The organism is Pseudomonas sp. Y24-6 (genome assembly GCF_020295325.1).
In the GTDB taxonomy this organism is placed as follows: domain Bacteria; phylum Pseudomonadota; class Gammaproteobacteria; order Pseudomonadales; family Pseudomonadaceae; genus Aquipseudomonas; species Aquipseudomonas gregormendelii.
Genome location: NZ_JACBXG010000005.1, coordinates 65509 through 83752, shown reverse-complemented (window position 1 = coordinate 83752; position 18244 = coordinate 65509). Strand labels below are relative to the sequence as shown.

Annotated in this window: 12 protein-coding genes and 2 pseudogenes; 2 read left to right on the top strand and 12 right to left on the bottom strand. The window is 61.3% G+C overall.

All coding sequences use genetic code 11. The annotated features are described in order from the left end of the window. Positions 1-129: 129 nt before the first annotated feature. The 12 genes and pseudogenes from gcvP to gap all read right to left on the bottom strand — a co-directional run bounded on the left by gcvP (position 130) and on the right by gap (position 15122). Positions 130-2997 (bottom strand): aminomethyl-transferring glycine dehydrogenase, encoded by a 2868-nt coding sequence (gene gcvP / locus HYI44_RS11315; protein ID WP_225569448.1) that lies wholly within the window; start codon positions 2995-2997, stop codon positions 130-132. An 11-nt stretch (positions 2998-3008) separates the two neighbouring features. Next, a complete protein-coding gene (gene gcvH, locus HYI44_RS11310; protein WP_122840161.1) occupies positions 3009-3392 on the bottom strand; it encodes a glycine cleavage system protein GcvH in 384 nt (127 codons plus the stop codon). Positions 3393-3840: 448 nt separating this feature from the next. After that, complete coding sequence (locus HYI44_RS11305; protein ID WP_225569447.1) at positions 3841-5349, bottom strand: sigma-54-dependent transcriptional regulator; 1509 nt, start codon at positions 5347-5349, stop codon at positions 3841-3843. A gap of 189 nt (positions 5350-5538) precedes the next feature. After that, a complete protein-coding gene (locus HYI44_RS11300; protein WP_045058212.1) occupies positions 5539-5898 on the bottom strand; it encodes a DUF5064 family protein in 360 nt (119 codons plus the stop codon). A 168-nt stretch (positions 5899-6066) separates the two neighbouring features. Continuing rightward, positions 6067-6594, bottom strand: a pseudogene (locus HYI44_RS29590) (methyl-accepting chemotaxis protein); the annotation flags it as partial. Positions 6595-6972: 378 nt separating this feature from the next. Then, a pseudogene (locus HYI44_RS29585) lies at positions 6973-7932 on the bottom strand (chemotaxis protein); the annotation flags it as partial. A gap of 541 nt (positions 7933-8473) precedes the next feature. Next, positions 8474-8875 carry a YbaN family protein gene (locus tag HYI44_RS11290; RefSeq protein WP_122840163.1) on the bottom strand — a complete coding sequence of 134 codons (402 nt, stop codon included), beginning with the start codon at positions 8873-8875 and terminating at the stop codon, positions 8474-8476. 66 nt (positions 8876-8941) lie between these two features. After that, positions 8942-9568 (bottom strand): biliverdin-producing heme oxygenase, encoded by a 627-nt coding sequence (locus HYI44_RS11285; protein WP_225569445.1) that lies wholly within the window; start codon positions 9566-9568, stop codon positions 8942-8944. Positions 9569-9691: 123 nt separating this feature from the next. After that, a complete protein-coding gene (locus HYI44_RS11280; RefSeq protein WP_225569444.1) occupies positions 9692-12256 on the bottom strand; it encodes a TonB-dependent receptor in 2565 nt (854 codons plus the stop codon). Between the two features lie 122 nt (positions 12257-12378). Continuing rightward, positions 12379-13344: a FecR family protein gene (locus HYI44_RS11275; protein ID WP_122840166.1), complete on the bottom strand. Its 966-nt coding sequence runs from the start codon at positions 13342-13344 to the stop codon at positions 12379-12381. An 82-nt stretch (positions 13345-13426) separates the two neighbouring features. Then, a complete protein-coding gene (locus HYI44_RS11270) occupies positions 13427-13945 on the bottom strand; it encodes an RNA polymerase sigma factor (protein ID WP_122840167.1) in 519 nt (172 codons plus the stop codon). A gap of 175 nt (positions 13946-14120) precedes the next feature. Next, the gene (gap, locus tag HYI44_RS11265) at positions 14121-15122 is read right to left on the bottom strand and encodes a type I glyceraldehyde-3-phosphate dehydrogenase (protein ID WP_045057896.1); all 1002 of its coding nucleotides are present in this window, start codon (positions 15120-15122) and stop codon (positions 14121-14123) included. Positions 15123-15342: 220 nt separating this feature from the next. Here gap and edd point away from each other — a divergent pair, with 220 nt between their 5' ends. Together edd and HYI44_RS11255 are read left to right on the top strand one after the other, a co-directional pair. After that, positions 15343-17169: a phosphogluconate dehydratase gene (edd, locus tag HYI44_RS11260; protein WP_045057897.1), complete on the top strand. Its 1827-nt coding sequence runs from the start codon at positions 15343-15345 to the stop codon at positions 17167-17169. Then, the gene (locus HYI44_RS11255; protein ID WP_045057898.1) at positions 17166-18116 is read left to right on the top strand and encodes a glucokinase; all 951 of its coding nucleotides are present in this window, start codon (positions 17166-17168) and stop codon (positions 18114-18116) included. The genes edd and HYI44_RS11255 overlap by 4 nt, the downstream gene beginning before the upstream one ends. The last annotated feature ends 128 nt before the right edge of the window (positions 18117-18244 follow it).

Here is an 18244-nt window from a genome sequence, read left to right as displayed (position 1 = left end):
TTGCCTGCGATGGCGTTGGTTGAGTCGCCATCGACGCTGTCTGACAGGCCGCCATCGCAGGCAAGCCAGCTCCCACAGGTTTTGTGGTGTTCTTGAGAAGAGGGGCAGGCGCACCCGCCCCTCATTGGTTTAAGCGTAGCTTTCGATCGACGGGCAGGCGCACACCAGGTTGCGATCACCGAACACGTTGTCGACGCGACCGACCGGTGGCCAGTATTTGCCTTCGATCAGCGACGCTACAGGGTAGACCGCCTGCTCACGGCTGTACGGGTGAGTCCACTCGCCGACCAGTTCCGCCGCAGTGTGCGGAGCGTTCTTCAGCGGGTTGTCGTCCTTGTCCAGCGTGCCGTTTTCCACTGCGCGGATTTCTTCGCGGATGCGGATCATGGCGTCGCAGAAGCGGTCCAGTTCTTCCCTGGATTCGCTTTCGGTCGGTTCGATCATCAGGGTGCCAGCGACCGGGAACGACATGGTCGGTGCATGGAAGCCGAAATCGATCAGGCGCTTGGCCACGTCATCGACGCTGATGCCGCTGCTGTCTTTGAGTGGGCGCAGGTCCAGGATGCACTCGTGGGCTACCAGGCCATTGCTGCCGGTGTAAAGCACTGGATAGTGCTCTTCGAGGCGACGGGAAATGTAGTTCGCATTCAGGATCGCCAGCTGCGAAGCACGCTTGAGGCCCGCGCCGCCCATCATCCGAATGTACATCCAGGTGATCGGCAAGATGCTCGCGCTGCCGAACGGTGCCGCGCAGACCGCACCTTCTTTACGCTCCATGGTGCCGTGACCCGGCAGGAACGGGGTCAGGTGCGATTTGACGCCGATCGGGCCAACGCCCGGACCGCCACCACCGTGAGGGATGCAGAACGTCTTGTGCAGGTTCAGGTGCGAGACGTCGCCACCGAACTTGCCCGGTGCGCAGAGGCCGACCATTGCGTTCATGTTGGCGCCGTCGATGTACACCTGGCCGCCGTTGTCATGAATGATCCCGCAGATTTCGCGGATGCCTTCTTCGAAAACGCCGTGGGTCGACGGGTAGGTGATCATCAGCGCCGCAAGGTGTTCGCGATGCTCGATGGCCTTGGCGCGCAGGTCTTCGATGTCGACGTTGCCGCGGGCATCGCAGGCGGTCACGACCACGCGCATGCCGGCCATGTTGGCCGTCGCCGGGTTGGTGCCGTGGGCAGACGACGGGATCAGGCAGATGTCGCGACGGTCTTCGCCACGGCTCTGGTGGTAAGCGCGAATAGCCAGCAGCCCGGCATATTCACCTTGAGAACCGGCGTTCGGCTGCAAGGAAATGGAGTCGTAGCCGGTCGCGGCGCAGAGCATTGCTTCCAGTTCGTCGGTCAGTTGCTGGTAGCCGGCACTTTGCTCGGCCGGGGCGAACGGGTGCAGGGCGCCGAATTCAGCCCAGGTCACCGGGATCATTTCGCTGGCAGCGTTGAGTTTCATGGTGCAAGAACCCAGCGGGATCATGGTGCGATCCAGGGCCAGGTCCTTGTCGGCGAGCTTGCGCAGGTAGCGCATCAGCTCGGTTTCCGAGTGATAACGGTTGAATACCGGGTGGCTCAGGATCGGCGATTGACGAACCAGCGCAGCCGGGATGGTGCTGACCACTGCAGCAGCGAGGGCGGCGAAGTCCGGCAGCGCCTGGCCGTCGGCGAACAGTGCCCACAGGGTTTCGACATCAGCTTGCGACGTGGTTTCGTCAAGGGACAGGCCCAGACGCTCGCCATCGACGACGCGCAGGTTGATCTGCTGCGCATGCGCCTGGTCGTGCAGCTTGGCGGTGTTGGCGCCAGTGTTAAGGGTCAGGGTGTCGAAGAAGTTTTCTTGCTCGACGTTCAGCCCCAGCGCGCTCAAGCCTTTGGCGAGGATCGCAGTCAGGTGATGAATGCGCTTGGCGATCTGCGTCAGGCCTTTTGGACCGTGATACACGGCGTACATGCTGGCAATGTTGGCCAACAGAACCTGCGCAGTGCAGATGTTCGAGGTGGCCTTCTCGCGGCGGATGTGTTGCTCGCGAGTCTGCATGGCCAGGCGCAGGGCCGGTTTGCCGAAACGGTCGACGGAAACGCCGACCAGGCGGCCCGGCATGTCACGCTTGAATGCATCTTTGGTAGAGAAGTACGCTGCGTGCGGGCCACCGAAGCCCAGCGGCACGCCGAAACGCTGGGCGCTGCCGATGGCCACGTCGGCGCCGAATTCGCCTGGCGGGGTCAGCACAGTCAGGGCCAGCAGATCAGCGGCAACCGCCACCAGAGCGTTGGCGGCGTGGAAGCGTTCGGTCAGTGCGCGGTAGTCAAAGACATCACCGTTGCTTGCCGGGTATTGCAGCAGTGCGCCGAAGAACGGCGTCACGTCAGTCAGCTCAAGCTCGTCGCCGACGACCACGTCGATGCCCAGAGGCTCGGCGCGGGTGCGCAGCACATCGAGGGTCTGCGGGTGGCAGTGAACCGATGCAAAGAACGCGTGGCTGCCTTTGTTCTTGCTCAGGCGTTTGCAGAAAGTCATGGCTTCGGCTGCAGCGGTGGCCTCATCGAGCAGCGAAGCGTTGGCGATCGGCAGGCCCGTCAGGTCGCTGATCAGCGTCTGGAAGTTGAGCAATGCTTCGAGGCGACCCTGGGAGATCTCTGGCTGATACGGGGTGTAGGCGGTGTACCAGGCCGGGTTTTCCAACAGGTTGCGCAGGATAGGCGACGGCGTGTGGGTGCCGTAGTAGCCCTGGCCGATGAAGGTCTTGAACAGCTGGTTCTTGCCGGCGATGCTTTTGATCATGGCCAGGGCGTCGGCTTCACTCAGGCCGTCGTCCATGCCGAGCACGCTGGTGCCCTTGATGCTTTCCGGGATCACGCTGGCGCTCAAGGCTTCCAGGGAGTCGAAACCGAGGCTGTTGAGCATGGCTTGCTCATCGCCGGCGCGCGGGCCGATGTGGCGCGCGATGAATTCGTTGGCGGTGCTTGTGGTTACAACGGCAGGGTTTACTTGAGTCATGTCGGCGCTCCTCAGGCTTCGGCGTTGGCTTTGATCAGACGGTCGTAAGCGTCCTGATCCAGCAGTTTGGCGACGGCAGAGGCGTCGGTTGGCTGAAAGCGGAAGAACCAGCCTTCACCCATTGGATCTTCGTTGACCAGTTCAGGGCTGCTGTCGAGCGCCGGGTTGACTTGCAGCACTTCACCGTCCAGGGGCATGTACACGCCGCTGGCCGCTTTTACCGACTCCACGGTGGCCGCTTCCGCGCCCTTTTCGTAGGACTGCAGCTCTGGCAGTTGTACGAAAACCACGTCGCCCAGGGCGTTCTGCGCGAAGGCGGTGATGCCGACTGTGACGCTGCCGTCAGCTTCGGTGCGCAGCCATTCGTGATCTTCAGTAAAACGCAACTCGCTCATGGAAACTCCTAAGGGGGCCAGACTCGTCTGGTGGACGCGATTGAATGCTTGGGCGTTAGCCCTGATTTATGCAGGGGTCATAAGCAAAATCGCGGCCAATGTTTTAAAAGCTATATAAAACAGTTAGTTGCGCGATTTTATGACAGCGGGGAATGATTTGAGTGTAGCGAAATCGCTACAGCTTGGGGCGTGGAAAAAAGGCTATCTGTATCAAAGCCTTGCACAACGGTGGCTGGGGACGGTTGTAGCGATATCGTTCCGCTGTAGCGCTTTCAGTACGGCTGGAGGTCGTTTCCAGGCAGGTTAGAAGCCTTCCGAATGGAATTCGTCCCGTAGGAGCTGCCGAAGGCTGCGATCTTGTCGCAGGCAACACAGTATCAACGTCAAAAGATCGCAGCCTTCAGCAGCTCCTACGGGATGGGGGCCAGGCCGGAGCATTCAGCGACTGCTACTGCCTGGTGGGGATGCCGTACTTGCGCAGTCGATGCGCGATCGCCGTGTGGGAGGTTTGCAGGCGGCTGGCGAGCTGCCGGGTCGAGGGGTAACTGACGTAGAGTTTTTCCAGCAGGGTTTTCTCGAACTCGTCCATGGCCTGCTCCAGGCTGTCGACTTCGGTGTCGTTCTGGCGCGCCACCGAGGTGCCGGCGATGTCGAGGTCGCCGATGTCCACCAGGCTGCTCTCGCAAATGGCAGCGGCGCGGAAAATCACGTTCTGCAACTGCCGTACGTTGCCTGGCCAGCGGTTGCCCAGCAGCGCCGGATAAGTCCCGGGCGCCAGGCGACACACCGGACGCTGAATCTGTGCACAGGCCTGCTGCATGAAGTAACGGGCCAGCAGGAGGATGTCCTGGCCCCGCTCACGCAGCGGCGGGACTTCGACATTCAGGACATTCAGGCGATAGAAGAGGTCTTCGCGGAACGAGCCTTCGCTGACCATTTTTTCCAGGTCGCGGTGGGTTGCGCTGAGGATGCGCACATTGACCTTCACTTCGCGGTCACCACCGACTCGCCGAAAGCTGCCGTCATTCAGAAAGCGCAACAGTTTCGCCTGCAGGTAGGGAGACATCTCGCCGATCTCGTCGAGAAACACCGTACCCTGGTTGGCCAGTTCCATCAGTCCCGGTTTACCGCCTCGTTGCGCTCCGGTGAATGCGCCGGGGGCGTAGCCGAACAGTTCGCTTTCGGCGAGGTTCTCCGGCAATGCCGCGCAGTTAAGCGCCAGGAAAGGCGAACTGTAACGGGCGCTGATGGCGTGGCAGGCGCGTGCGACCAGTTCCTTGCCGGTGCCCGTTTCGCCCTGGATCAGCAGGGGCGCATCCAGGGCCGCCACGCGCTGGGCACGGGCCTTGAGGGTGCGGATGGCGGGAGATTCGCCGAGCAGCGCATCAAAGCCTTCGGCATGGTCGTGGTGCAGCGCTGAGAGGCGCTCGCCGATGCGGTTGGGTTGATACAGGGTCAGCAACGCACCGGCGTCGGTAATGGGCGTGGCGTCGAGCAGCAAGGTCTGGCCGTTGACGGTGATCTCGCGCAGCGGCAGGCGAAAGCCGTGCTCCAGCAACGCGTCGAGCAGCGCCGGGTCGGCAAACAGCTCCGCCACGCTTTCCCCGGCCGGTTCGCGACCATACAGGGCAATCAGTGCCGGGTTAGCCAGCAATACATTGCCCGCACTGTCGAGCGCCAGCACCGGGTCGGTCATGGCGGCCAGCAAGGCATCGAGCTGCAGGTGCCGACGCTGGCCAGGCAGGATGTCCACCACCGTCACGGCCTGCACGCCGCGCACGCTGAACAGCGCATCGCGCAGCTCTTCAAGTACTTCCGGGCTCAAGGTCGGAGCGTCGATGTAGACGTTGGGCGGCACCATTTCGACCGCATCCAGGTTGAGGTTGCGCCCACCGAGCAACGCCAGAACTTCCTGGGTGATGCCGACTCGGTCGATGAAGCTGACGTGAATGCGCATGGGGCGATGGGGTTCTGGCGTGCGGAGGGTGGCAAGTATGCCTTGGGCAGGGCTGCAGGTGAAATCCTGGACTGATATCGCGGCCCGTCAGAAGCAAAGGTTGCCTGGTGTGCACTGGCCTGTGGGAGCAAAGCTTGCTTTGTTCCCACAGGCCTCCCTTACAGCTTTACTCCTGCAGGGCTGTGCCGGTTATTCGAGGTGTTCGGGTTTGACCGGGTCGCCGGATTTGACGTCGAGCTGTGCCCGGACGTCTTCAAACATCAGGTCGTACGCCTTGTGCACCGTACCAATGCCGGCGTCCTTGGGCAGGCCATGCTTTTGCGCCAGGCGAGTGGCATGGCGGGCGAAATCGAACGCCTGGTCCTTGGGCAGGAAAAACTCTTCCTGCAGTTCCTTGCCCTGCACCGAGCCATGCATCTTGAACAGCATGCCTTCACCTTCCTTGGGGTCCTGGGTCACTTCATAGTCGATGCTCAGCGCGTAGCTGTAGTCATCCTTGTTCAGCGCCGTGCGCTCGATATGCAGGTGACCGGGCTCGAACGTAGCCATTGGCATCTCTCCGTATCAGTTGGTAATGCCAGGTGTTGCCGCGCAGGCGGGAGCGCCGGCAGGGGCCTGGATAATCGTTTCGCTGTCCGAGAGTGGACCGAACAGCGCGATATTTCCAGTAAAGCGAGCTCGTTCGAGTATTTCCAGGCTCACCCCCACAGGGGCCGGTCAGACGCGGAACTGATCCATCAGCTTCATCTGATGGGTCGTCAGCGAATTGAGATGGCTGCTGATCTGTGCCGATTCGGTCGCTTGCCCGGTCAGGGTTTCGGTCACGGTGCGGATGGCCGAGACATTGCGGTTGACCTCTTCGGCCACGGCGCTTTGCTGCTCGGCGGCGCTGGCGATTTGCAAGTTCATGTCGCTGATCACGGTGACCGCGTCGCTGATCTTGCTCAAGGCCTGGACCGCTTGCTGGATCTGGCCAGCGTTGCTGTGGGCCTGGGTCTGGCTCGAGTGCATGGTGGCAACCACGCCGCGGGTGCCGGTCTGAATACGTTCGATCACGCTGCGAATTTCTTCCACCGAGTCCTGGGTACGTTTGGCCAGGTTGCGCACTTCATCAGCCACCACCGCAAAACCACGGCCACTCTCGCCGGCGCGGGCGGCTTCGATGGCGGCGTTGAGGGCCAGCAGGTTGGTTTGTTCGGCGATGCTGCGGATCACTTCCAGCACTGAACCGATCTGCTCGCTGTTGACCGCCAACGCTTCGACTTCGGTGACCGCCTTGCTGACTTCGTCGGCCAGTTGATTGATGTCGCGGGTGCTGCGCTCAATGATCTGCATGCCATCGCGGGCCGATTGGTCGGCGCCTTTGGCGGCGTTGGCCGCATTGGAGGCACTGTTGGCGACGTCGTGGGCGGTGGCGCTCATTTCATTGGACGCGGTGGCAACCTGATCGATCTCGCGGAACTGCACCTGCATGCCTTCGCTGGTCTGGCGGGCAATTTCCGAAGACTGGTCGGCCGTGCCGCGCGCATCGGTAATGCTCTGTTTGATCTGCGCAATGGTCGGCTGCAGCTTGTCGAGGAAACGGTTGAACCAGCTGACCAATTCGCCCAGTTCGTCTTTCTTGCTGTACTGCAGACGCTGGGTCAGGTCGCCGTCGCCGCTGGCAATCGCCTTGAGCATCTGGGCAACGCTGTTGATCGGCCGGCTCACGCCCGAGGCGGTGAGCCATATCAGCAACAGGCCGACCAGGCCTGCCGCCACAGCCACCAGCACGGCTTTGATGGTGCCGCTTTGCTGGGCCTCATCGAGTACCGCTTGCAGCTTTACCGAATCGGCCAGCAGTACGCTTTTCGGCAGGTCGATCACCACGCCCCAGGGCTTGGAATCGGCAATCGGGCTGACCGGATACACGGCGCGAATCAGTTCGCCCTGCTCGAGGATTTTCGCTGTGCCAGCGCTGAGCAACTGCAGCACTTCCTTGCCATCGGTGCCCAAGGTGTCGGCGATGCTTTTGCCGACTTTGCTGGCGTCAACACTGTAACCCGCGAGCACGCCGCTGCCGGAGACGATCAGCATGTGCCCGGCGCTGTTGAACAGGTCGCGCTGGGATTCGACAGCGGCGGCTTGCAGGGCATCGAGGGCGATATCCACACCGACCACGCCAATGGTTTTGCCATCCACCAGCAGCGGCACGGAAATGGTGGTCATCAGCATTTCCTTGCCGTTGACGGTATCGGCATACGGGTCCAGCAGGCAGGTGCGCTTGCTGTCGCGAGGGCAGGTGTACCAGCTGTTATAGGGCGTGCCGTTGATGTTGAGGGTGGTCTTGGTCATGTCGTCTTCGACCATGATCGTGTTGAGCCCGGCACCACCGGCACGGCTCCAGTAACTGGCAAATCGCCCGGCCTCGTTGGACTGGCGCGCTGCGTCGTTGGCAAATTCGCTGTCCTTGCCGTCCAGGCCGTTGGGTTCGAATGCCAGCCAGAACCCCAGCACTTTACCGTTGCGCTCAAAGGCGGTTCGCAGGCTCTGGTTCAATTCCTCACGCACAGCCCCCGCGTCCAGGGACCGTTTGGCCGCCATGTTGCGCAGGTCCTTGATCTGGTCCGCCAATGCCGTAACCACCGTCAGGCTCTCGCCGAAGGTCTTCTGCACCCGCACCGCTTGCTCGGCGGCTTTGGCTTGCAGCAGATTCTGCACGCTGTCGGTGAGCATTTTGCTGCTGGAGGCGCTGACCAGTTCGTCGTTCTGATTGGTCTGGTAGATATTCATGCCCACGATCAAGGCAATCACGCCCAGCAGGCAAAGGCCGGACAGCAGCACGATTTTCAGGCGGATGGAGAGAGAGTCGAACATAAGGCGAACTCGCGAATGGATGAGGTTTTGGCTGTGGGTCGGGATCGATCCGGTTCGCCAAGTCCATTCAGCGCCATGGGAGAGGCATCGGCGTAGGAAAGCTTTGCATGAGCAAAAGCCGATGAACGGTCAGCGCAAGCGTTTGCGAGGGTTTACGGGGTGTCTGGAAGCTCGCTATCACGAGCAGCCTCGCTCCCACGTTGAACCAGGTCACTGTGGCGGACACCTGTGGGAGCCAGCCTGCTGGCGATGGGCACGACTCGGTCTTTCAGGAAGGTTGTGCCAGGGACTCGGGCCTCGACCAGATCCACAGATTCCCCAGGCTCATCCCGGCGATGGCAAGGTAGATCGGCCAGCCGTGATCGAGCATCACCAGCATCAACCCGGCACACAGCAACATGCTCAGGGTGGCGCTGACTTTGGCGCGACGGGTGATGATTTTGCCGTTGCGCCAGTTGCGGAGCATCGGGCCGAACAGGCGGTGGTTCTCCAGCCAGGCGCTAAGGCGTGGAGAGCTTCGGGTAGCGGCCCAGGCAGCGAGCAGGATGAATTCGGTGGTGGGCAGGCCGGGCACCACAATCGCAATCAGGCCGATTCCGAGGCTGATATAGGCGAGCATGCCAAACAGGATGCGGGACAGTTTTGAAGTAGAGGCTGGAGGTTGAGTCATGACCAATATCAGGTAAGAGGTCCGGCCGCTTCAACGACCGGTTTTTTGCCGTCAACAGGGGGCAGCTTAAACGGTCTGAGCCTTCACCTGACTTTTTCCTACTGTCCGGAGCAGCAACTCCAGACGAGCGAAGGCATCTCTGGATGCCTTATCCACCTGAGCTTCTTCTTCGGCGCTCAACTGTAAACTGTCGAAGATGGCATTGAATGCTTTCCAGCCCCGCGCGCGGCCGCCTGCTGGCTCCGCCAGGTGCCGCGCACCCCGGGTCTCACTGTAGCCCAGGCCGACAGCTTGCTTGAACAGTATGGCGGCACCCAGTTTCGAGCCTTCGGACACCCGGACCCAGGCCAGGGCCTCCGCAAACGCAGGGGACTGCAGCGCACCCGGGACTGCTTCAGGAATACTCGAACCCAGGTCGGCCAGGTCTGCCTCTGCCGCTTTTACCCGGCAGCGTTCCGGCAAGTCGGGAAAGAGCTTGATCAGCTCCGGGTCCTGGTACAACCCCTGAATTTCCGATTGAAACAAATATTGCATCTGGACGAACCGGGCGAAGCCGGCATGCGTATCGGTGGGGGCAAATTCGGCGACTGTGTTTTCCAGGCTCTTGTGCAGGTCGTGAGTCAGTTCCCGGACTCGCTGGGAGCGTGGAATCATCACCGGGCTGGCCTCGGAAGTCGAAGTTTGTGCAGACATGTCGTTCTTTCCTTGAGAAATCAGTACTGGTCATTTCGTTATGAACTAGACGAACCAGCAGTCACGGTCGAGTAAAAAATCTCACTGCGCCTTTCTTCAAACAGCACAGTGAGCTTCAGTGGTTCAGATATCCCACACCAGATTGACCGAAAAGTTACGCCCCGGCTGGGTCAGGCGGTCGAGGTTGGCAGGCTGGGTCACGGAGGCTTCGCCCACGCTGTCGTAGCCGCGCACGTCATCCCACTGCCAGTACTTCTTGTTGGTCAGGTTGTACAGGCCGGCGTTGACGGTCACATCGTCGGTCACCTTGTAGAAACCGGCGAGGTCGAGCACGCCATAACCCGGGGTCTTGAACTGGGTGCTGGTGCCATCAGGGGTATTGAAGTTGGTGCTGTCGACCCGGTCCTTGCGTTTGACCAGGGTCCAACTGAGCAGTGCGCCGTACTTGTCCTGGTCATAACCGAGACCGAATACGCCGGTCAGCGGGTTGATGCTGTTCAGCGGTTCGCCGCTGTCATCGTTGCGACCGTACAGGTAAGACAACGAACCCTGGGTGTAGAGGCCATCGGGCGCGCCGAATGTGTCCAGGTTCAGGCGACCCTTGAGCTCCACACCCTTGATGGTGGCATGCTTGATGTTGTTGCTCTGGAAGGTGAGTTCGTCGTAACCCGGGGTAATGGCGTTCTCGTTGATGAAGTCGCGGTACTTGTTATAGAACACCGCGACGTCGAAGTTGCCGGCTTCAAACTGGCCACGCAGGCCGGTTTCGTAGCTCTTGCTCTTTTCCGGTTCGAGGTTGGGGTTGGGTGCGACCTGATAACCGCCGGAGGTATTTTCGAAGCGGCCGTACAGGGCCTTGGCACTCGGTGTGCGGAAGCCTTCGGCGTACTGGCCGTACCAGGTGTAGTGGTCGTTGAACTGGTAAGTGGTGCCAAACTTCGGCGACAGGCGATGCCAGGTCTTGGTGCTGTCATTCACCTCGCCATTGCCGCTCTGGTCGGCGGTGGCCAGGAATCGCTCGGTCAGCTGCGGCTTGAGCTGGGTGTAGTCGTAACGCAGGCCGGGTACGAAGGTCCAGTTGTTCCAGCTGATCTGATCCTGGGCAAACAGGCTGTAGGTATTGATGGTCGGGTCCGGGAAATCGCTGGCCGGGGTCAGGGTGTCGGCGGCGCTCGGCGCTCCGATCACCCGGCAGGCCCCGCCCACGCTCAGACAGGTGCCGTCGCCGGTGCGCAGGCCGGTGACTTTGTCCTGTTTGAAGGTGGTGCCGTAGGTGACGAGGTGATCGGTTGCGGCGACGGCAAACGCCTTGTCGGCCTGGGCATCGAACACCCACTGGCGATCCTTGTAGGTGGTGTTGCGATTACGCAGCACGGTGCGCGACGGCGCGTAGATTTCCTGGGTGCTCTGATCGGTCTTGGCGATCTGGTAGTTCAGGGTCCACTTGATGTTGTCCGCCAGCGCGCTGTCGAGGCCGAAGCGGTGCTCAAGGCCAAAGCGCTCGCGGGTAATGGTTTCGTTGCCGCTGCGCGCTTTATAAAAACCAAAACCGCGCCCGGCGTTAAACGGTCCGCCCACTGCACTCAGCTGGTTGGTGTCACGGTCGTCCTTGTAGTGCTCGTAAGTCAGACCGAATCGCCCGTTCTCGGCATAGTCCCAGCCCAGCTTGGCGAGGATGTTGGTAGTACGCACGTCTTCCGGGTTGGCTTCGGTGCGATTGAGCCCGGTGCCGCCGGTCTCGCCATAGGACTCGGTTTCATGCCCGTTGCGCTGGCTCAGGTGCAGCAAGCCATCGAAGTCGCCAGTGCGCCCGGCGACGGTGCCGGAGGTCAGCCAGCTTTCGTCGGCCGAGCTGTAGCCGGTCTTCAAGCGAGCGCCGACATCCTGGCCGGGTTTGATGATGTCGTTCGGGTCGAGGGTGTAGTAGCTGACTGCGCCACCGATGGCGTTGCTGCCATACAGCACCGAGGCCGGGCCGCGGAGGATCTCTACGCGCTTGACGATTTCCGGGTCGACGTAGTTGCGATTGGTCTGGGCGTAGGGGCCGTTAAAGAAACCGTCAGGCACTTGTACACCGTCGACCTGGGTCAGCACCCGGTCGCCATCGATGCCACGGATGTTGTAGCCGGTGATGCCTGAGCGCTGCCCTGTACCACCTACGGATACGCCTGGCTCATAGCGCACCAGGTCCTTGATGGAATTGACGTTGTTGCGGTCAAGTTCTTCACGGGTGTGCACCGTGACGGTGCTCGGTACGCTGCTCACGTCCTGTTCCTGGCGGGTTGCGCTGATGGTTACCTGCTGCAGGTTCAGCGCGCCGGTGTTGTTGCGCAACTCCAGGACGATGTTGTTGTTGCCCAGTTTGCGATAGCTCAGGTTGGTCCCCACCAACAGGCGATCGAGGGCGGTTTCCGGCGGCAGGGAGCCGCGCACGCCGGGCGAGGCCACCCCCTGCGCCAGCTCGGCGGAAAACCCGACCTGCCAGCCCGTCACAGCGGTAAACGCATTCAGCGCCGACACCAGGGATTGCTGGGGAATGGCGAAGGCGTAGTCACCGATGTTGCGGGTCTGTTGGCCGTCGGCGGTGGCGGCCAGCAATGGCGCGCTGCCGGCCATCAGAATGGCGGCGGTCAGCAGCGACAGCACGCGCGAAGGGGTAGGGGACTGGCGGGTAAGGCGAGAGGACATCGATAGCGCTCCGTGTCGCACGAATCTTTATAGGTGCTGATTGGCATTTGTGGATGCGAATCAATTGCATTGGCTATAACGAGACGAACGAGCGCCAGCTATCGAGTAAAAATAATTCTCATTTAGTTCAAAATCACCAGCGCCGGGAATTCCCTGAGTTGCGCCGAGGTGATGTGGGCCAGGGAGCGCACCACGTCCAGCGGCTGGTCGAGGCGATAATTGCCGGTCACGTTGATCTGCGCCAATTGCTCGTTGTTGTTGATGATCCAGCCAGGATAATAGCGACGCAGTTCGGCCAGCACCTGGCTCATCGGGCAATTCTCGAACACCAGGCGGCCCTGGACCCACGCCAGTTCTGTGGCGGCGTCGAGTTTGGCCGGGCGGTCAAAACCGTTGGGGCCGATGCGAATACTTTCCCCAGCCGACAGGCGCACCCTTGCATCGTCGCGTGTGGCGCGCAGGTCGACATCCCCGCGCTGCACCTGAACCTGCGCCACGCCATCCAGGTAACGCACGGCAAAAGCGGTATCGCGCACGCTCGCCTTCACCGGGCCGGCATCGATTTCCAGCGGCTGGCCACGATTGCCGGCCACTTCAAAAAACGCTTCGCCCTGATACAGGCGGGCAATGCGCTGCCGATCATTGATGGTGCTGGAAAACGCCGAGTTGGTATTGAGCAGGACTTTTGAACCGTCCTCCAGTTGCAGGCGCTGGCGCTCCCCGACGACGGTCAGATGATCGGCCTGCAGGCGTATGGGCAGATTGCTGAAGCTGAACAGGCCGAGGATCAGCACGGCGGCGGTTGCCAGGGGTTTCCAGTGCGGACGCAGGCGCGACAGTACCGATACCTTTGGCGGCCGGGCCGCCAGTGTCTGCGCACTCAGCATCACTTGCGGGCCATCCCATATCGCCTGCGCCTCGGCAAACACCTGGGCATTCATCGGGTCGGCGGCGAGCCAGGCCTGAAATGCCTGAGACTGTTCCTCGCTCGGACTGCCCAGCACGATGAGCCAGTCCAGGGCCTGGTCCATCGCGTTGGCGCGGTCCTGCGCCGGGGAGGGCGGAGGCGAGCGGCGGGTGTGCGTCACGGGTTTTCCTCGGCAGTGTCTGTGCACTGCTGTTTTTTTAGTGGAGCGTGAAAAGACGCAAGGGTAGCAAAGCCTCGCGAACTCAGGCGCCGTTCAGGCGTTCGGCAACCCCGATGCAGATCGCCATGATCAGCTTCAGTTCCTTTTGCACGGTGCTCATCGATACGTCCAGTTGCTCGGCAATTTCAAGGTAACTGTGGCCGTGCAGACGACTGAGGATGAAAATCTTCTGTTGGCGCGAGCTGAGTTGATTGAGGCTCACGTTCAGGCGCTCCAGCAATTGTTCGGCATGTGCGGCATCCTCGGCGCTGCTGACCGGCGCGGCGACACTTTCAACCACGTCCGGTGGCACGTCATCGACCAGAGTGCGCGACTGGATGCGCCGCGCGCGCAGGTGGTCCAGCGCGAGGTTGCGGGCGGTCTGGAATACAAAGGGTTCAAGGTGATCGATGGCCCGTTCACTGAGCGCGCGCGTCACTCGCAGGTAGGTTTCCTGCAGGAGGTCTTCGGCGGTGCTGTGATTGTTGACCATCCGCTCCAGCGTGCGCAGCAGGGAAACCCGCTGGGCGATGAAGACGTGGTTGAAGCGCGATTGACTCACGGGAGGACCTGATCCATTTCGAGCGAATGATAATGCTTATCATCTACTGTCATGGTCAAGCGCTTAATCGTGAAAATCTGTGCAGGCGCTGCCGCAGGCTGCAATCTTTTGATTTGGCTGTCAAAAGATCGCAGCCTGCGGGAGCGCCTACGGAAATTCGTGGTGAGCTGCCGATTTATTCGGCGTTACACAGCGCCAGGCAGTTATCCAGCATGCGGTTGGAGAAGCCCCATTCGTTGTCGTACCAGGCCAGCACCTTCAGCAGCTTGCCGCTGGATTTGGTGTGGTTGGCGTCAAAGATCGACGACAGCGGGTTGTGATTGAAGTCACTGGAGACCAGCGGCAGGGTGTTGTAGCCGAGGATCTTCGAATGCTGGCTGGCTTCCTTGAGCAGCGCGTTCACTTCATCAGCCGAGGCTTCGCGTTTCAACTGCACGGTCAGGTCCACCAGCGACACATTGATCACCGGCACCCGTACCGCCATGCCCGTCAGCTTGCCCGCCAGTTCCGGCAACACCAGCCCGACTGCTTCAGCCGCACCGGTCTTGCTCGGGATCATGTTCTGGGTCGCCGAGCGCGCGCGGTAAGGGTCGGTGTGGTAGACGTCAGTCAGGTTCTGGTCGTTGGTGTAGGCGTGAATGGTGGTCATCAGGCCACTTTCGATACCCAGCTCACGGTGCAGCACCTGCGCAACAGGGGCCAGGCAGTTGGTGGTGCACGAAGCGTTGGAAATGATCTGGTGCGACTGGCGCAGAATGTCGTGGTTGACGCCATACACCACGGTGGCATCGGCGCCCTTGGCCGGGGCCGAGATGATGACTTTGCGCGCACCGGCAGTAATATGCGCGGCGGCCTTGGCCCGGTCGGTGAACAGCCCGGTGCATTCGAACACCACGTCGATTTTTTCCGCAGCCCAAGGCAGTTCTGCCGGATTGCGAATCGCGCTGACCGCAATGCGGTCGCCGTTGACGGTCAAGCTTTCCTGATCGTGCTGCACATCGGCGTCGAACGTGCCGTGAACGGTGTCGTATTTGAGCAGATGAGCATTGATCGAGCTGTCACCCAGGTCATTGATGGCAACGATCTGCAGGTCCTGGCGATAGCCTTGGGTATACAGTGCGCGCAGGACGTTGCGGCCGATACGGCCAAAACCATTTATTGCAATTCGAAGAGTCATTTAACTGGGCCGCCGTCGTTTTGTTGTTGGAATTACAAGATTATTCGCATAAAAATAGAAAACAAGCCTTTTTAGTGGCAATATTTTGTTCAATCTACAACGAGTGACCTGAATCAACTGGTCCGACCGATCAAGAAAGCCGTCTGTCATCTCAATCACAGCGGTGCTTGTTCAGCATAGACAATCAGGTCGCCACATCCGTTAGCCTGGAGTTCTACACATGCATCCCCGCGTCCTTGAGGTCACCGAACGGCTTATCGCCCGCAGCCGCGCAACCCGCGAGGCTTACCTTGCGCTCATTCGCGGTGCTGCCAGCGACGGTCCGATGCGCGGCAAGCTGCAGTGCGCCAACTTCGCCCATGGCGTGGCGGGTTGCGGCACTGAAGACAAGCACAGCCTGCGGATGATGAACTCCGCCAACATCGCAATTGTTTCGTCATATAACGACATGCTCTCGGCGCATCAGCCGTACGAAGTCTTCCCTGAGCAGATCAAGAAGGCACTGCGCGAGATCGGGTCGGTCGGCCAGTTCGCCGGCGGTACCCCGGCCATGTGCGATGGCGTGACCCAGGGCGAGCCCGGCATGGAGCTGAGCCTGCCGAGCCGCGAAGTGATCGCGCTATCGACCGCCGTGGCCCTGTCCCACAACATGTTCGACGGCGCATTGATGTTGGGCATCTGCGACAAGATCGTGCCGGGCCTGATGATGGGGGCACTGCGCTTCGGTCATCTGCCGACCATCTTTGTCCCCGGCGGGCCGATGGTCTCGGGTATTTCCAACAAGCAGAAAGCCGATGTGCGCCAGCGCTATGCCGAAGGCAAGGCCAGCCGCGAAGAGCTGCTGGAATCGGAAATGAAGTCCTACCACAGCCCGGGTACGTGCACCTTCTACGGCACCGCCAACACCAACCAGTTGTTGATGGAAGTGATGGGCCTGCACTTGCCGGGTGCTTCCTTCGTCAACCCGAATACGCCGTTGCGCGAAGCCTTGACCCGCGAAGCGGCCCATCAGGTGACCCGCCTGACCAAGCAGAATGGCGACTTCATGCCCATCGGCGAAATCGTCGACGAGCGTTCGCTGGTCAACTCGATCGTGGCGCTGCATGCCACCGGCGGCTCGACCAACCACACCCTGCACATGCCAGCCATCGCGATGGCGGCCGGTATCCAGCTGACCTGGCAGGACATGGCCGACCTTTCCGAGGTGGTGCCAACCCTGAGCCACGTGTACCCCAATGGCAAAGCCGACATCAACCACTTCCAGGCGGCGGGCGGCATGTCGTTCCTGATCCGCGAACTGTTGGCGGCCGGGTTGCTCCATGAAAACGTCAACACCGTGCTGGGTCATGGTCTGAGCCGCTACACCCTGGAGCCTTTCCTGGATAACGGCGAGCTGGTGTGGCGCGAAGGCCCGACCGACAGTCTCGACGAGAGCATCCTGCGTCCGGTGGCCCGGGCGTTTTCCCCCGAGGGCGGCCTGCGCGTGATGGAGGGCAACCTCGGGCGCGGCGTGATGAAAGTCTCGGCAGTGGCGTTGGAGAACCAGATAGTCGAGGCGCCAGCGATGGTATTCCAGGACCAGCAGGACCTGGCCGATGCGTTCAAGGCCGGTCTGCTGGAGAAGGATTTCGTCGCCGTGATGCGCTTCCAGGGCCCGCGTTCCAATGGCATGCCGGAACTGCACAAGATGACGCCGTTCCTTGGCGTGTTGCAGGACCGTGGCTTCAAAGTGGCGCTGGTGACCGACGGGCGCATGTCCGGCGCTTCGGGGAAAATCCCGGCGGCGATTCACGTCAGCCCTGAAGCTTATGTCGGCGGCGCTTTGGCCCGGGTGCAAGAGGGCGATATCATCCGCGTCGATGGCGTCAAAGGCACCCTGGAGCTTAAGGTGGACGCCGACGAATTTGCAGCGCGCGAACCTGCCAAGGGCCTGTTGGGCAATAACATCGGCAGCGGTCGCGAACTGTTTGGTTTCATGCGCATGGCCTTCAGCTCGGCGGAGCAGGGCGCCAGCGCCTTCACTTCTGCCCTGGAGACGCTTAATTGAAACTGGCTTTGGTCGGTGACATCGGTGGTACCAACGCACGGTTTGCGTTGTGGAAAGACCAGCAACTGGAGGCCATCCAGGTGCTGGCGACGGCCGATCACGCCAGTCCGGAGGAGGCCATTGCCCTCTACCTGAGCGGGCTCGACCTGGCGCCGGGCTCCATCGGCTCGGTGTGCCTGTCGGTGGCTGGCCCGGTGAGCGGCGACGAATTCAAGTTCACCAACAATCACTGGCGACTCAGTCGCAAGGCGTTCTGCCAGATCCTGCAGGTGGATGAGCTGCTGCTGGTCAATGATTTCTCAGCCATGGCGCTGGGCATGACCCGGTTGCAGCCGGACGAGTTTCGGGTCGTTTGTCCAGGCACGCCGGAGCCGTTGCGGCCGGCAGTGGTCATCGGTCCGGGCACCGGCCTGGGGGTCGGCACCTTGCTTGACTTGGGCGCCGGGCGTTTTGCCGCCTTGCCCGGGGAGGGTGGTCACGTCGATCTGCCCCTGAGCAGCCTGCGGGAAACCCAGCTGTGGCAGCATATTTTTAATGAGATCGGGCATGTCAGCGCCGAGACGGCGTTGAGCGGCGGTGGCTTGCCGCGAGTGTACCGGGCGATTTGTGCGGTGGACGGGCACGAAGCGGTGCTCGACACCCCGGAGTCGATCACCGCCGCCGGCCTGGCCGGCGACCCGATTGCGCTGGAAGTGCTGGAGCAGTTCTGCTGCTGGCTCGGCCGTGTGGCGGGCAACAACGTGCTCACCACTGGCGCACGGGGCGGCGTGTACATCGTCGGCGGGGTGATTCCGCGCTTTGCCGATTTCTTCATTGAAAGCGGTTTTGCCCGGTGTTTTGCCGACAAGGGGTGCATGAGCGATTACTTCAAGGGCATCCCGGTGTGGCTGGTGACGGCGCCGTATTCCGGGTTGATGGGGGCGGGTGTGGCGCTGGACCAGGCCTGAAACCGCGTCGCCTCCATCGCGGGCAAGCCACGCTCCCACAGGATTACCTGCATCTGAAAATGTGCGCATTACCTTGTGTGGGACTTGCCCGCGATGGGCCCCGAACAGGCAATAAATTTCCAAGGTTC

Coding starts and splice junctions, on each gene's coding strand:
- gcvP (WP_225569448.1), bottom strand. CDS start 2,997: ATGACTCAAGTAAACCCTGCCGTTGTAACCACAAGCACCGCCAACGAA.
- gcvH (WP_122840161.1), bottom strand. CDS start 3,392: ATGAGCGAGTTGCGTTTTACTGAAGATCACGAATGGCTGCGCACCGAA.
- HYI44_RS11305 (WP_225569447.1), bottom strand. CDS start 5,349: ATGCGCATTCACGTCAGCTTCATCGACCGAGTCGGCATCACCCAGGAA.
- HYI44_RS11300 (WP_045058212.1), bottom strand. CDS start 5,898: ATGGCTACGTTCGAGCCCGGTCACCTGCATATCGAGCGCACGGCGCTG.
- HYI44_RS11290 (WP_122840163.1), bottom strand. CDS start 8,875: ATGACTCAACCTCCAGCCTCTACTTCAAAACTGTCCCGCATCCTGTTT.
- HYI44_RS11285 (WP_225569445.1), bottom strand. CDS start 9,568: ATGTCTGCACAAACTTCGACTTCCGAGGCCAGCCCGGTGATGATTCCA.
- HYI44_RS11280 (WP_225569444.1), bottom strand. CDS start 12,256: ATGTCCTCTCGCCTTACCCGCCAGTCCCCTACCCCTTCGCGCGTGCTG.
- gap (WP_045057896.1), bottom strand. CDS start 15,122: ATGACTCTTCGAATTGCAATAAATGGTTTTGGCCGTATCGGCCGCAAC.
- edd (WP_045057897.1), top strand. CDS start 15,343: ATGCATCCCCGCGTCCTTGAGGTCACCGAACGGCTTATCGCCCGCAGC.